General features: G+C 42.0%; 10 protein-coding genes. 4 read left to right on the top strand and 6 right to left on the bottom strand.

Annotated elements, in window-relative coordinates:
- Window positions 1-169: 169 nt before the first annotated feature.
- Together GKR71_RS02515 and rdgC are read right to left on the bottom strand one after the other, a co-directional pair.
- Window positions 170-679 (bottom strand): GNAT family N-acetyltransferase, encoded by a 510-nt coding sequence (locus tag GKR71_RS02515; protein ID WP_108479236.1) that lies wholly within the window; start codon window positions 677-679, stop codon window positions 170-172.
- A gap of 236 nt (window positions 680-915) precedes the next feature.
- Window positions 916-1,821: a recombination-associated protein RdgC gene (gene rdgC / locus GKR71_RS02510; RefSeq protein ID WP_036953781.1), complete on the bottom strand. Its 906-nt coding sequence runs from the start codon at window positions 1,819-1,821 to the stop codon at window positions 916-918.
- A 176-nt stretch (window positions 1,822-1,997) separates the two neighbouring features.
- On the opposite strand from rdgC, the gene mak reads away from it, so the two are divergent.
- Window positions 1,998-2,906 (top strand): fructokinase, encoded by a 909-nt coding sequence (gene mak, locus GKR71_RS02505; protein WP_036953784.1) that lies wholly within the window; start codon window positions 1,998-2,000, stop codon window positions 2,904-2,906.
- A 636-nt stretch (window positions 2,907-3,542) separates the two neighbouring features.
- Complete coding sequence (locus GKR71_RS02500) at window positions 3,543-5,492, top strand: bifunctional 2',3'-cyclic-nucleotide 2'-phosphodiesterase/3'-nucleotidase (RefSeq protein ID WP_181478013.1); 1,950 nt, start codon at window positions 3,543-3,545, stop codon at window positions 5,490-5,492.
- 264 nt (window positions 5,493-5,756) lie between these two features.
- On the opposite strand, the gene GKR71_RS02495 is transcribed toward GKR71_RS02500, so the two are convergent.
- The 4 genes from GKR71_RS02495 to sbcD all read right to left on the bottom strand — a co-directional run bounded on the left by GKR71_RS02495 (window position 5,757) and on the right by sbcD (window position 12,224).
- Window positions 5,757-6,056, bottom strand: coding sequence for a hypothetical protein (locus GKR71_RS02495; RefSeq protein ID WP_036953789.1), 300 nt, complete (start codon window positions 6,054-6,056; stop codon window positions 5,757-5,759).
- A 451-nt stretch (window positions 6,057-6,507) separates the two neighbouring features.
- On the bottom strand, window positions 6,508-7,107 hold the full coding sequence (locus tag GKR71_RS02490; protein ID WP_036953792.1) for a nitroreductase family protein: 600 nt from the start codon (window positions 7,105-7,107) through the stop codon (window positions 6,508-6,510).
- A 216-nt stretch (window positions 7,108-7,323) separates the two neighbouring features.
- The gene (locus GKR71_RS02485; RefSeq protein WP_230085009.1) at window positions 7,324-11,007 is read right to left on the bottom strand and encodes an AAA family ATPase; all 3,684 of its coding nucleotides are present in this window, start codon (window positions 11,005-11,007) and stop codon (window positions 7,324-7,326) included.
- Between the two features lie 2 nt (window positions 11,008-11,009).
- On the bottom strand, window positions 11,010-12,224 hold the full coding sequence (gene sbcD, locus GKR71_RS02480; protein ID WP_154633902.1) for an exonuclease subunit SbcD: 1,215 nt from the start codon (window positions 12,222-12,224) through the stop codon (window positions 11,010-11,012).
- Between the two features lie 333 nt (window positions 12,225-12,557).
- Here sbcD and phoB point away from each other — a divergent pair, with 333 nt between their 5' ends.
- Together phoB and phoR are read left to right on the top strand one after the other, a co-directional pair.
- Entirely contained in the window at window positions 12,558-13,247 is a 690-nt protein-coding gene (gene phoB / locus GKR71_RS02475) for a phosphate regulon transcriptional regulator PhoB (protein WP_036953802.1), read from the top strand.
- A gap of 23 nt (window positions 13,248-13,270) precedes the next feature.
- Entirely contained in the window at window positions 13,271-14,590 is a 1,320-nt protein-coding gene (gene phoR, locus GKR71_RS02470; RefSeq protein WP_036953805.1) for a phosphate regulon sensor histidine kinase PhoR, read from the top strand.
- The last annotated feature ends 425 nt before the right edge of the window (window positions 14,591-15,015 follow it).

The following is a 15,015-nucleotide window of genomic DNA, read 5'->3' as shown; positions in this document are numbered from 1 at the left end:
GGCTTCATTCGTTAGCCCTAGTCACATACTTGTGTATGCTCCTAGGGTCTAACGCATTTGCCGTCTTGCGATAGCACAAACTATTTAGCGTATTTCAGTGATACCCTAAAATATTAAAGCTACCTATCAGTCGTGAAATTACAACTGATTGTTATAGGTGATAGTTCGGTTACTCATCCTGCCAGCTCGCAATATCCAGCACAAGCTCGCACTCATCATCGATATAGCCACCTGTCGGAATAAAGCCAAGTTTCTGATAAAACTCAAATGGGCTCTCTTCTCCTTCACCGCAACTATTATACAGCCGTGGGTAACCTTTCTTTTTCAAGTAACGGATCACTTGAATTAACGCCTCACGACCAAATCCTAATTTTTGGTAAGGCTCGGCTATCATAAATCGCCATAGCATAATGCCATCGTATTCAAGCTCATCATCATCTAGCCCAGAATGCAGCATAATGAATCCTACAGGGATATCATCCGCATAAATGCCTCGATACCAAGCACAGTCAGAGAATTGCGCCTCAACCATGGAATAGGCATTATCTGCCACCATGCTACGCTGTGCTTCACTGAGTGTATGGCTCAGCAAACAGATTTCCGAAAAGTTTTCAGCTGTTACCTTCTGCAAGGAGACAACGGAATTTTCATCCACTTCTGGCTCGATGAACTCTATCATAACCATTCCTTCGCTCGAATATTGACCAAAGCTTCACGAGGAAGCTGCTTGTGTTGTTATTATTGAATAATCAAAATTGCTACTGATTTGTTACATGGATGTAATTTAATCAACCAGAGATCGAGGAGGCAGTCAATGACTTAATTGTGGCTATGCAAGCGGGGTCTAAAAAGAAAATGGCAACTTGCGTAAATGCCCGTTGCCATCGTGAAGTCAGGATAAAAAGCTAAATAATATTAATGTTCGGCTTCACCGCCCAGAACATCAATTAGGCGAGCGATTAAGGCGCTGAGTTCGCCTGTCATCAGAATATAGTCAGCATCAAATTTCTGAGCAAAATCTTCTCTAGGAATATCGTCATTTTGTTCTTTTAGTTTTTCACTGAATTTCAGTTTCTTCAGAGAGCCATCATCAGATAGCATAAACTGAACGCGCTCTTCCCAATCTAACGATAATTTAGTGACTAATTTGCCAGCTTCAATATGGGTGGCAATTTCGTCAGAAATTAGGTCTTGTTTCTTGCAACGGATGATCCCGCCTTCTTCTAAAATCGCTTTTAATTCCGCTTCATCCATAGCGGCAAAACCTTGAGGTAATGCACCAGAACGCACCCATTCAGTCAGGGTTAACTCAATTGGGTCTTTAAAGGTCAGGGGAACAACAGGAAGCGAGCCTAAGCTTTTACGTAATAACGCTAAATTATCTTCGGCACGCTTAGCACTAGCGGCATCAACAATAATTAGCTGATTAACGGTATCAATCCAAATGTAGGTTTTGCTGAATTTACTGAATGCGCGCGGAAGTAAGTCATGAACCACTTCGTCTTTTAGCGAGGCTTTTTCAGTTTTTTTCAGTTGGCGACCTTGGTCCGCTTCTAATTTTTCAATTTTCTCTTGTAATGCTTGCTTGATCACGGGGGATGGCAGCATCTTATCTTCTTTTTTGGCACAAATAAGAATTTGGTTATTTGCAGCATGGGTGAGTGCATCTGCGCCACGCATTGGTGGCACCCAGCCCGTTTTCATCATGTCTTGGCTTCCACAAGGGGTATAAGCTAGCGGCGCAAGTTGTCTTTCCAGATCATCCGCGGAGAGTGCCAAATCCCGATTCAGGCGATAGACCAATATATTCTTGAACCACATGAAAAACCTACCTTTGTCATTAAAAACATGTTTAGCAAGGCGGACATGATAGCGAATTGTCCGTTATTAAGCGAAAAAAAATGCCCGCCATTTTGCGGTGTTTTACTTTCTATAAAGGTCGTCTAATAATGTAAGCAGGCAATTAAATGAAAAATAGATAATAAGTGAGTGCCATTATGAGAATAGGGATTGATTTAGGCGGTACAAAAATTGAAGTGGTCGCGCTGGATGATGGTGGCAATATTCTATTTCGTCAGCGTATGCCAACGCCACGAGGTGATTATCAAGGCACTCTCGATGCAATTAAGCATTTAGTTGATGAGGCGGAAGCGGCAACGGGGCAAGTTGGAAGTGTGGGTTTAGGGATCCCTGGAACACTTTCTCCAGTGACGGGAAAAGTGAAAAATGCCAATTCTACGTGGCTAAACGGACAACCATTCGATAAAGACCTTGCTCAATGTTTAGGTCGCCCAGTGAAAATGGCCAATGATGCTAATTGCCTTGCTGTTTCAGAAGCCGTAGATGGTGCAGGGGCAGGCGCTAAAGTGGTATTTGCGGTTATCATCGGAACGGGCTGTGGCGCAGGGATCGCCATTAATGGGCAAGTTCATTCTGGTGGAAATGGCGTCGCAGGCGAATGGGGACACAACCCTTTGCCATGGCAAGATGACCAAGACCGACTATTTCTGGCTGACGAGAAATGTTATTGCGGGCTGAGTGGCTGTACAGAGCAATTTGTCTCCGGTACGGGATTTATGGCGGATTACAAAAAACTGGCCGGAGAATCCAAAACAGGCACCGAAATTATTCAATTGGCGCGAAACGGCAATAAACACGCGATAAAAGCCTTTGAACATTACCAAAATCGTCTAGCAAAAGCGTTAGCACAAGCCGTCAACATGCTAGATCCAGACGTCATAGTGTTAGGGGGCGGAATGAGCAACGTCGATGAGCTCTATGAAAATTTGCCAGAAAAAATTCGTCAATGGGTGTTTGGTAGGGAGTTTGATACGCCAATCAGGAAGGCGGAGCATGGGGATTCGAGTGGGGTGCGGGGGGCGGCCTGGCTCTGCTCTGAGGGTTAATGCTCGTCATACTTCACTCCGTAGCTGCGTTGGCTACGCTCGCTAACCCTAGTCACATACTTGTGTATGCTCCTAGGGACTAGTTTCACTTGCCGCCTTGCTCGTCATACTTCACGCCGTAGCTGTGTTGGCTACGCTCGCTAACCCTAGTCACATACTTGTGTATGCTCCTAGGGATTAGCCTCTCTTGCCGCCTTGCTACAACGCGAATTATTTAGAGCAATGGGTGAGGGGAAGGGCGAAAAAGATAAAAGAATAAAAGGAAAAAGAAAGGCAAAAGCAAAAGAAGGGCAAAAGTGAAAATGAGCTGGTGGGTTTGACTACTGATAAAGTGAGTGTCGGTGAGTTATTCGGGGAATAGCGGGTTTTATCGATAACTCAAATAATAGCGGTGATTTTTATCGGATAAATCTATTTTTGTGAGCTATATAAAAGTCGGGATTCATAAATGGACTAAAACCGTGATTTAGTCACAAAAAATGGTTACTGTTTGCAGGCATTATCATTAAAACTTGATATCCAACACACAGTGACAGGCTCAATTTCGGGTATGGTTGGGTTTTTACTCAATAACCATGAAATGAATCTGGACTTTATGAGAGGCATTCTCTCAAAAGGCAACAAAGGGGATTTAACGTGAAAAAGGCTCTAAAACTTTCATCTTTGGCACTGCTGGTGGCATTTAACGCCAACGCTGCCACGGTTGACTTGCGTGTCATGGAAACATCCGATGTACACAGCAACCTCATTGACTTCGACTACTACAAAGACAAATCTACTGAACAATTTGGCCTAGTACGTACTGCGACATTAATCAAAGCCGCGAAAAATGAAGCCACCAACGCTATCCTCGTGGATAACGGGGATTTAATCCAAGGCAGCCCACTGGCTGACTATATGGCGAACAAAGGCTTAAAAGAGGGAGAATCTCACCCTGCTCATAGCTTAATGAACACCATGGGCTACACCGTCGGTAACTTTGGTAACCACGAATTCAACTTTGGTTTAGATTACCTGAAACAAGCTATTGCAGGCGCGAAATTCCCTTACGTCAACGCCAATATCGTTGATGCTAAAACCGGTGAAAACTACTTCAAACCGTACATTATTGTTGATACGCCGGTAAAAGACCGTGATGGTAAAACACATACCATTAAAGTCGGTTATATCGGCTTTGTTCCGCCACAAATCATGATTTGGGATAAACCAAACTTAGAAGGCAAAGTGAAGGTGAATGACATCACTGAAACTGCTAAAAAGTTTGTGCCGCAAATGAAGAAAGAGGGCGCTGACCTGATTGTGGCAATTCCTCATTCAGGATTCTCACAAGAGCCATACAAAGCGATGGCAGAAAACTCTGTGTACTATCTCAGCGAAGTGCCGGGCATTAACGCTATCATGTTTGGTCACTCTCACGGTGTGTTCCCAAGTAAAGAATTTGCTGATATTAAAGGTGTCGATGTTGCCAAAGGCACAGTCAACGGCATTCCAGCAGTTATGCCAGGACAGTGGGGTGATCATTTAGGCGTGGTTGATTTGGTGGTTAACAATGACAGCGGCGATTGGAAAGTGGTTGAAGCTCAAGCCCATGCCCGCCCTGTTTATGATAAAGCCAATAAGAAAGCATTGGTTGAGCGCGATGAATCACTTGTGAAAATCATCCAAGAGCAGCATCAAGGTACCCGTGATTTCGTGGGTAAACTGATTGGTAAAGCCTCTGAAAACATGTACAGCTACTTGGCATTAGTTCAAAGCGATCCAACGGTTCAGATTGTGAATGATGCTCAGATGGATTACACCCGTAACTTTATCCAAGGCGACCCAGACTTAGCGGACTTACCAGTATTAGCGGCAGCGGCACCATTCAAAGCCGGTGGACGTAAAAATGCGCCTTCTGAGTTTGTTGAAGTGGAGAAAGGGGATTTAACTTTCCGTAATGCGGCGGACTTATATCTCTATCCAAATACCTTAGTGGTAGTAAAAGCAACAGGTGCGGATGTGGTTGAATGGTTAGAGTGCTCTGCGGGCATGTTCAACCAAATCGATGCTCAATCAACTAAACCACAAAGTCTGATCAACTGGGATGGTTTTAGAACCTATAACTTTGACACCATTAGCGGTGTGAATTACCAGATTGACCTAACTCAGCCAGCTAAATATGACACTGACTGCCAAGTGGTCAATAAAGATGCGAATCGTATCAAAAATGTGACTTACCAAGGCAAACCAATCGATCCTAAAGCGGCATTCTTAATCGCGACTAATAACTATCGTGGTTACGGCGGTAAATTTGCAGGTACTGGTGATGCGCATATTGCATTTGCTTCACCAGATGAAAACCGTGCAATTTTAGCGGCTTATATCGCTAAAGTGTCTAAAGAAAAAGGCGAAGTGGTTTCGAAGGCGGATAATAACTGGTCCTTCACGCCAATTAAAACCGATAAAAAACTCGATGTACGCTTTGAAACTTCACCAAGTGAAAAAGCTGCCGAGTTTATTCAGCAACATGCTCAATATCCAATGAAAAAAGTAGGTACTGACGATATCGGTTTTGCTATTTACCAAGTTGATTTAACCGCTAAGTAATAGCAGTCATAAAATATTGATAACCGAAAGCCTGTCACTTGTGTCAGGCTTTTTTTCATAGAAATGTATGTTCGATGACATTCGTATGAAAAAAAAGATTAGGGAAAGCATCATGGCGGAAAGGTGCATAGAAGAACAGAAAAATAGCTGACGGGCTATGTGCTAACAAAAGCGGATTAATATAGAAATAAAGTTCGGGGAGTTTAAACTTAAGAGTAAATGGCAGCTCCCCGAAATATTATGCTTATTAGATCTTCAATTAACTTATTCATAAGTCACGTTTAACATAGGTAATTTACTGTGTTTGTCATATTCAACTTTGACATACTCGGATTCGATTTTTTTACCATTTTTCAATGAACCTGATGCAGTGACTGTTTTACCATTACGATAACAATCCACATTTGCATGGGTTTGATTCACGATATTGACTTCACACTGAGGCTCATAGATATAACCACCAAATGAAACTGTACCTCCTGAAGATGGGTTGATATTATTTGCAAAAGAACAACTCGAAATGAAGATTGCCACTACAGTAGTTAATAAAGATAAACGTTTCATAGTCCACCCCCTTAATAACACTGACCACCATCCAATACTGCTTCTGTGCTCTTATTTTTAGTGTAGTTCAAATGCCGATAATGCAAAAATAAAAGTTTAGTCTATAAGTAAATACTATTACCCTGAGGATATAACATATTGATGTCAATCAAATTAAGGTTGTTTTTCAGTTTCATGTAAGTGATTAAAAATGCTATTTTTTATAAAATTGCGACCAATATATAAAAATGAAATATTATTTTTGAATAAGTGTGATTGATTTTGATTAATATTCCGAGGGTGTTTTTCTATTTGGGTAATTTGTGATAGTTGAGGGTTTTATATTGTTAATAATTTAATGAAATTCAAATGTATTATATAAATAAATATATAATGGTTTGGGTGAATAAATAAAATAAAGCCTCTGCAAATATTTGCAGAGGCAATAAAGATAATAACGATCAGTGATGAATTATTTGAATACTTTGAAACGAACGTCGTCGTCCATAAAGTCTTTATCACCAGCAGGTTGTTCAATTGAACCAAATACCATTTGAGCGCGTAAGATCCAATTTGCTGGGATATCCCACTCTTGTTGAACTTGATTGTCAATTAATGGGTTGTAGTGCTGTAATGATGCGCCCACATTTTCCTGAGATAATGTTGTCCATACTGCCAGCTGTGCCATGCCGCTCGCTTGTTCTGACCAGATAGGGAAGTTATCTGCATAGAGCGGGAATTGTTCTTGTAAGCCAGTGACGACATTTTTATCTTCAAAGAAAAGAACGGTACCGGCACCTGCTGCAAAGCTATTAATTTTTTGCTCAGTTCCCGCAAATGCTGCTTCTGGTACGATAGCGCGTAACGCTTCTTTGGTGATATTCCACAGTTTTTTATGTTCTGCACCAAATAGCACCACAATACGTGACGTTTGTGAGTTAAATGCTGATGGGGAGTGCTTAACCGCTTCTTTGATAAGCCCAGCCACTTTCTCTTCCGAGATTGGTAATGAATCGCCTAAGTTATAGATAGTGCGACGATTTTTAATCATTTCGATAAATGCGTTAGACATGTGTGTCCCCTTGCTTTTGTTTAGAGCACGGCAATTTATTGAACAACCTCAGAAGCCGTAACTTGTTTCGAAGTAAATTGTTTCGATGTGAACAACTATAAAGGTATCCCAACCAAATCATAGAAAAAAAATTTAACCTTAATGTTCAAATTTTTGCATGTTGTTATAAAAATTAAATAAATTCATTTGGTTATCTTTATTTTCTAGCCTATTGTATTAACTAACACGATAGTGACTTGGAAGTTCACTAAAGCCGAGTCCGTTAGTTTTTTTCACTGCAATTTGTACAGGAATTCGTTCTTTCATCGCTTCTACATGGCTAATCACACCAATGGTTTTTCCTGATGCATTTAGGCTTTCTAATGCATCTAGGGCGATGTCTAAAGTTTCAGCGTCTAGCGTACCGAAACCTTCATCTAAAAAGAGTGACTCTAATTGTGTTCGATGGCTCACCATGTCAGAGAGTGCAAGGGCTAGGGCGAGACTGACTAAGAAACTTTCCCCCCCTGAAAGGGTCTTCGTATCGCGAATGCTATCTCCTTGCCAACCATCAATAACCTGCAACTCGAGGTTGGCTAAATGGCTACGCTGTAGCAAATAACGACCATGTAATTTATCGAGTTGTTGGTTAGCGAGCGAGACTAAACAGTCTAGAGTTAGCCCTTGAGCATAGCGACGGAATTTATCCCCTTCGGCGGAGCCGATTAAGGTATTGAGATAACTCCAATCATCGTAGCTTAATTGGCTCTGTTCAATTTTATTCAATAACTCACGCTGCTGGTGACGTTGCTGCTGATCACGCTCAAGCTGGTTAATGATTTGCCCTTGTTGCTGGTTCAATATCTTGATTTGGCTCTCTAGTTGTTCGAGAGCTTGCTGAATTTTTTCCACAGAGAACTCAGTGAATTCCACTAAACGCTGTTGCTCATGATTTGCTATGGCTGACTGGCTTTCTTGGTAGCGAGTTTCCGCCTCCAGCCGCTGTTGAGTGACTCGCTGTTTAAGCTGCTCCAGCTCAATTTTCTCTTCAGTCGGCAGTAAGGCATTAAGGAACTGCTCTTGAGTATCGAAAGGGCTGCTACTGAGTGCAGCAACAAACTGAGTGTGAGCGGCTAACTGTCGTTGGCTTAGTTGCTTCAATTGGTGATCAAGTTCTTGGGCACTTCCGTTGAGTACAGCAATATTTTTATCTATTTCGCTAATTTTCTCTGAAAGTGAATCAACTTGATGTGTGTATTGAGCTTGTTTTTCTTGCATTTTTTGGACAAAAACAGCAACTGTTTGGCCATCTAACAGATTCTGGCGTTGCATATTTTTTTGTTCAATTTGCTGATTTAATTGCTCTAATTGCTGCTGTTGAGCAGAAAGTTGCTGAGTTAATTGCTGAGCATTAGCTGTTTCAGCTGCAAGCGTAGCCGTATCAACGTCAATATTTTTGGTGATTTGCAGAAAGGTGTTTTTTTGTGCTTCATAATATTGCCCGCGTTGCTCAATCTCTTGTAGCCAAGTATTAAATTGTGCTTGGCTTGGAAGAATGAGATTAAATGGCGCCAGCGAGGCCGTAAGCTGCTGTACTTGTTGTTCTAAGCGTTGTTGCAGAGATTGCTGCTCAGCTTGGTTTTCTTCTAATTGCTGGGAGTGATGCTTAAGTTTCTCATCAAGGAGAGATAACTCAGAAAACAGCTGTTTAGCTTGGGTTTGCTGTTCATAATATTGGTTTTTAGCATCTTGGTACTGACGCTCTAATTGTGCAAATTCATTGATGATGGTTTGCTGAGCGGTAAGCTTTTCTTGTAATTCAATGAGAAATTGTTCTACTGCAGATGCGTTTTTGGCTAGTTCAGGTGTAAGTGCTTGCTCACATGCTTTCAGCCATTGACGATTCAGGTTGTTGAACTGCTCTTGTAGCTGTTTTTGAGCCAATTCGTTATCTTGCTCGTGGCGCTTGTCTGCTTGCAATAAGGCTTGCAGCTCAGTAAATTTTTGTTTTTCAGTTTCAATTTGAGTGACCAGCATAGCCAGTTGTTGCTGAGTCTCATTGGGTATAACGGCTTGATATGATGCTAAAGCAGGGTGGTCCAATGAGCCACAAAGAGGGCATGGAGTCCCTTTAATGAGCTGTTGGCGTTCATGTTCTAAGCTGACAATCTTTTGTTCTAGCTGAAGTTTTTGCTCCAAAATTTGCCGTTGCGGCTGGAGCTGAGTCAGTCTATCTTGCGTAATGGTAATCTGTTGCGACAATTGGTTGATAGATTCGCTAAGTTGGTTTTGCAACTGCGTTTGTGACTGTAACTGTAGCTGTTTTTCCTCATGTTGAGTCAGTAAAACAGGTAGTATTTTCGCATGCTGCAAACGTTCTTGCTGCTGTGAAATTGCTGCTTTAATTTCCTCGATATTGTGCTTTTCTTTATATTCCTGAAACTGCTTTTCGAGCTGATTAAAGCGAGAATGCTGCTCTTCTAAATGGCTTTGAGCCTGTTGAGACTCTTTGGCTTTTTGCTGCTGAACCTGTTGTAGGGTTTGCCATTCTTGGTGGATAGCTTTCTGCTTTTGCTGATTTTGGGTTAGGCGTTCTGTGAGTTCATAAATAAATTTCCCTTGCTGTTGCCAGCTTCCGAGTTGCGCGACAATCTGGGCGTCATTTTGGTGTTCTTGCAGAAATAACTGGGTTTTATTCAACTCATTATTGGCATGAAGAATTTTCTGCTGAATATTTTCTACACTCGATTTTTTCTGTAAATATTCTCCATTTAGTTGATTTAATTGCAGGTCCAATTGGACTTTTTGTTGGTTAAGCTGCGTAAGTAAATTGTCGAGTGGTCGCACTTCGTTATCAATCATCGCCGTGGTTTTTTGTACCCAATCTTTATATTGATTTTGCTCCGACTGAGCGTGAGTGTATTGGGCGACCAATGGTAAGCGCTGCTTTTGAGCGGTTTCTAAAAGTAATGTGGTGCGCTGCTGTTTTTGGGTCTGTTCATCGAGTTGAGTTTGCAAGCTTTGTACTGCCAACCAATCTGGGCGTAAGGCTTCTGCTGGGGCGCTTTGTGCCAGCTTATGTAAGCGGGGTTCGGCGGCTTGATATTGTTGTAGAGCTTGCTGCTGTGCAATCTGTAATCGCTGGGTATTTTGTACCAATTGTTGATGTTGCTGGTGCCATGTTAGCGCTTGTTGATGGCGGTTTTTATTCTGATTCAGTTGCTGTTCTTGCGCTGAATATTGTTGCTGTTTTTCAACGAGTTCTTGATGTTCAGCTTCAGTGAGTAAGTTAATGCTACCGGCTTGCGCCCGCAGAATATCGAGATCGGTTTTAGCTTGTTTATGTTGGTTAAAAATATACACCGAAATCTGGCTGTAAATTTCGGTGCCAGTGATCTCTTCCAGTAAATCGGCTCGCTCTTTTTCGGTCGCATTTAAAAAGGCGGCAAAATCCCCTTGAGAGAGCAAAATGGATTTAGTGAAACGCCCAAAATCTAGCCCGGTGATTTGCACAATTTTTTCACGCACTTCACTGATTTTTTCTGCAATGATTTGCCCATCAGCGACGGTTGCTAGCTCAGCTTTTGCGTCTTGCAGGTTACCATTGGGTTTATTGTTTGCCCTGCGTTGGCTCCAAAATGCGCGATAAGCGACGCCTTTAACTTCAAATTCCACTTCAGCTAAACATTCACTCGTGTGGCGGGTCATTAACTCATTTTTGCTTTTTGATATCGCGCCTAACCGTGGAGTTTGGTGGTACAGTGCAAGGCAGATGGCATCCAATAACGTGGTTTTTCCCGCGCCAGTTGCGCCTGTGATGGCAAATAACCCATTGCTGGCAAAAGGCTCTTCTGTGAAATCAATCTTCCATTCACCTTTTAGGGAGTTAATGTTTTTCAGGCGTAAGCTTAAGATTTTCACAGTTATTCCCCCTGTTCATTGCGCAAGTTGGCGTAGGATTGCTTGAACAGCTGCAATAAACGCTGTTCTAACGCTTTGTCTTCCAATGACTCTTCTGTAAGTCGTCGAGTAAAGACTTCCTCGGCGGTCAGTTCATTTAATGTTTCATTCTGTGGAGTGAGGTTTTGACCAGTCTGCGCCTGCCGCGCTCGGCGTAGGCGAACAACTTCAACAGGGAGTTCTTGAGTAAGAGCTTCAATACGTTGTTGGATATCTCCTAGATAATCTTGAGTGGCGACTTCAATATCTAACCAAATAGGGAGCTCATTTTCTTTGACAGGTAAGGCCATTAATTGTTTTTGTAGTTCTTTCAAAGAGCCTTTTAAACTCAATAGTGGCTGAAAAACGGGTATTGGTAGTAAAGTAACATTGGCAAATTGGTGCTGATTAAATTCCACTAAACAGACACTTTTTTGTTGTTGTGATTCATCAAAGCTAAGTGCAATCGGAGAACCACTGTAGCGAATATGTGCTTGCCCACCAATCAGTTGAGGGCGATGGATGTGCCCTAGTGCAATATAATCCGCAGGTGGGAATGCGCCGGAAGGAAAAGCATCCAATGTGCCAATATAAATCTCACGCACGGAGTCTGTCAGCTCTGCACCAACAACGGTCAAATGCCCCGTGGCAATAATCGGGATATCTAAGTTCAGTTCAGTACGTTGCTCAACGGCTTTTTGGTAACAGCTTTGGTAGTGTTCATGAATGGCATTTTGTAATGAAAGTTGTTTCTCTTCACTGCTTTGCCCTGCAATGCTGACTTGGATATCTCGTGGTCGTAAAAAGGGGATCGCGCACACCAGCCCATTAGGGTTCCCTTGTTTATCTTTCAATGTGATGACTGGGGACTCGCTGTTTGATGTGATGACGTGAGTATTTAAATAACGTAATAACGCGCTGGATTCATTCAAAACAGAGACAGAATCATGGTTACCGCTCAAAATAACTAATTGGCAGCCTGTTTTTTGCAAATCAACAATAAACTGGTTGTAGAGTTCGCGCGCATAACTTGGCGGAGCGCCAGTATCAAAGACATCACCAGCCACAATCAGGGCATCCACTTGGTACTGTTTGACTTGTTCTATTAACCAACGCAAAAAGTGTTGGTGTTCAGCAGTTCGGTTTTTAGTGAAAAAATACTGACCTAAATGCCAGTCTGAAGTGTGGATGATGCGCATGAGCTAGCGGTTCCTGTAATTATGACGCTTTTACTATATTAATATTCTGATGCTTTATACTAATATTCAAACCATTTGGTTTGCTGTGTCACAGTATACTGTATATAGGTTCAGTGAAAGCAAAGGTATGGCAAATTAAACAGTAAAAATAAGAGAGTTGCGAAGCGCTTCGCAATGATAGCCAGATGTGGTGTTAATATTTCACTTACATGACATTAAACTGTTAATCTAATGATAGATCTTGATTGTGGGTTGAGATATTCATAATTCTGTCACAAAACTGACGCATAATGCGGTCACATTAAAAATCTCTTCTTATTTACAGGAACAATCATGGCAAGACGCATTCTAGTCGTTGAAGATGAAGCGCCCATCCGAGAAATGGTTTGTTTTGTATTGGAACAGAATGGTTTTCAGCCCACAGAGGCTGATGATTATGATTCTGCAATAGCGCAATTGGTTGATCCACTTCCTGATTTAGTGTTGTTGGACTGGATGATCCCCGGTGGTTCCGGTATCCAAGTCATTAAACATATGAAGCGTGATAGCGCCACGCGTGATGTCCCCGTGATGATGCTAACTGCAAGGGGCGAAGAAGAAGATCGCGTGAAAGGATTAGAAGTGGGTGCGGATGATTATTTAATCAAACCATTTTCACCAAAAGAATTGATAGCTCGAGTTAAAGCCATTTTACGACGTATCTCTCCAATGGCGACAGAAGACATTATTGAGATGAACGGGTTAGTTCTTGATCCTACTTCTCATCGCGTTACCAGCAAAGAAATTCCCATTGATATGGGGCCTACCGAATACAAGTTACTTCACTTCTTTATGACCCATCCAGAGCGAGTATATAGCCGCGAACAGTTACTCAACTATGTTTGGGGCGCAAACGTGTATGTGGAAGACAGAACGGTGGATGTGCATATTCGTCGTTTAAGAAAAGCGTTAGAGTTAGATGGGCATGATAAGATGGTGCAAACGGTTCGTGGTACTGGCTACCGCTTCTCTGTTCGCTATTGAGAAACCATTAGGGAGAAACATGAGTGCTTGAACGCTTATCCTTAAAACAGCTGATTTGGGGGCTGTTTTTATTTATTTTACCCGCATTGATACTGTCTGTTTTTATTGGGCATCTTCCGTGGCTATTAGTGATTTCACTGCTCGCAGCACTCATTTGGCACGGATATAACCTGCTAAAACTTTCAGATTGGCTCTGGTTGGATAGAAGTATGCTGCCGCCGGATGGCAAGGGGGGATGGGAGCCGATATTTTATGGTATCTATCAGATGCAGCAGCGCAATCGTAAGCGTCGCCGTGAATTAGGTCAGTTGATTAAGCGCTTTCGCAGCGGAGCTGAATCCTTGCCTGATGCGGTGGTAATTATGACCACCGAAGGCAATATTTTCTGGTGTAACCGCCACGCTCAACAGCTTCTAGGCTTTCGCTGGCCTGAGGATAACGGACAGCATATTTTTAACTTGCTACGTTATCCTGATTTTAGTCGTTATTTCACCGTGAAAAACTATGACCAAGCACTGACGATTGAGCTTAATAGTGGCGAAATTGTTGAGTTTCGGATCTTACCATATGCGAGTGATCAGCTTTTGATGGTGGCTCGAGATGTGACTGAAAAACGCCGTCTAGAAAAAGCACGTAGAGACTTTTTTGCTAACGTGAGCCATGAGTTACGTACGCCATTGACCGTTATCCAAGGCTATCTTGAAGTTATGGATGATCAAGAAGGCACTTCACCGATGAATAAAAAAGCGTTGTCGGTGATGCAAGAACAGACTCATCGAATGGATAACCTAGTGAAGCAATTGCTGCAATTATCCCGTATAGAGGTTGCCCCTCAAATTAATCTAGACGAACAGATTAATATGCCGGTCATTCTCAAGATGATTGAACAAGAAGCGATTAGCTTAAGCCAAGGGCGGCACGAGTTTGAATTCAGTATTGATGAAAAACTTCGAGTTCATGGAAATGAAGAACAGCTACGAAGCGCGGTTGCTAACTTAGTGTATAACGCCATAAACCATACGCCAGATGGTACGAAAATTAAGGTGAAATGGCAGCGAACCAGTAATGGTGCCCAGTTTAGTGTGAGTGACAATGGTCCGGGAATTCCAGCCGAGCACCTTCCTCGCTTAACAGAGCGTTTTTATCGTGTGGATAAAGCGCGTTCAAGGCAAGGTGGCGGCGGAACAGGATTGGGCTTAGCGATTGTTAAGCATGCGATTCAGCATCATAGTAGCCAGCTCTCAGTAACCAGTCAGGTTGGTAAGGGCAGTGAGTTTTCATTCACATTACCGCCAGTGTTTATTGTGTCAGACAAGAAAGTGAATACATTAAGCGCGAAATAATCAGAAAACCGAAACCTTGCTAATAAAATCATCATATTAGCAAGGTTTTTTGTTTTGTATTTCATCCTATATTGGTGCTATTTCTAACGCCTACGCTATATTTTCAATTTTATCCTGCAATTTTCTTCATCTTATTCTGTGAACATTTCTTCGGTATGGTTAAAAAATGTTTTATTGGTGATTTTTTAGCCTGAATATATACGGGATATTGCAATTTTACTGACAGTAATCACTGGTTCTTAAATTTAGTTTGGTGCATTGTTCTTGTTTTCGGGTTTGCTCTTGCCTTTTTTCCCTATAAAAGTTTTACTTGTCGCCAGTTATTGGCGATTTTTACTGTTTTTTGATGTTTAGTATTGCAAAGCTAACCAAGACATGCATTTTGTATTGTTAATGTAATGTTGATCAGAACTCTATTTCGTCAT

This window comes from Providencia sp. wls1922 (assembly GCF_009706505.1).
GTDB classification, from domain to species: domain Bacteria; phylum Pseudomonadota; class Gammaproteobacteria; order Enterobacterales; family Enterobacteriaceae; genus Providencia; species Providencia lanzhouensis.
Note: the sequence above shows the minus strand (reverse complement) of the source record. Positions and strands in the feature narration are given on the sequence as shown.

What these genes read in the sequence shown, in the direction of transcription:
- rdgC (WP_036953781.1), bottom strand. Translation starts at nt 1,821, where the DNA reads ATGTGGTTCAAGAATATATTGGTCTATCGCCTGAATCGGGATTTGGCA.
- GKR71_RS02490 (WP_036953792.1), bottom strand. Translation starts at nt 7,107, where the DNA reads ATGTCTAACGCATTTATCGAAATGATTAAAAATCGTCGCACTATCTAT.
- GKR71_RS02515 (WP_108479236.1), bottom strand. Translation starts at nt 679, where the DNA reads ATGATAGAGTTCATCGAGCCAGAAGTGGATGAAAATTCCGTTGTCTCC.
- GKR71_RS02495 (WP_036953789.1), bottom strand. Translation starts at nt 6,056, where the DNA reads ATGAAACGTTTATCTTTATTAACTACTGTAGTGGCAATCTTCATTTCG.
- mak (WP_036953784.1), top strand. Translation starts at nt 1,998, where the DNA reads ATGAGAATAGGGATTGATTTAGGCGGTACAAAAATTGAAGTGGTCGCG.
- phoB (WP_036953802.1), top strand. Translation starts at nt 12,558, where the DNA reads ATGGCAAGACGCATTCTAGTCGTTGAAGATGAAGCGCCCATCCGAGAA.
- sbcD (WP_154633902.1), bottom strand. Translation starts at nt 12,224, where the DNA reads ATGCGCATCATCCACACTTCAGACTGGCATTTAGGTCAGTATTTTTTC.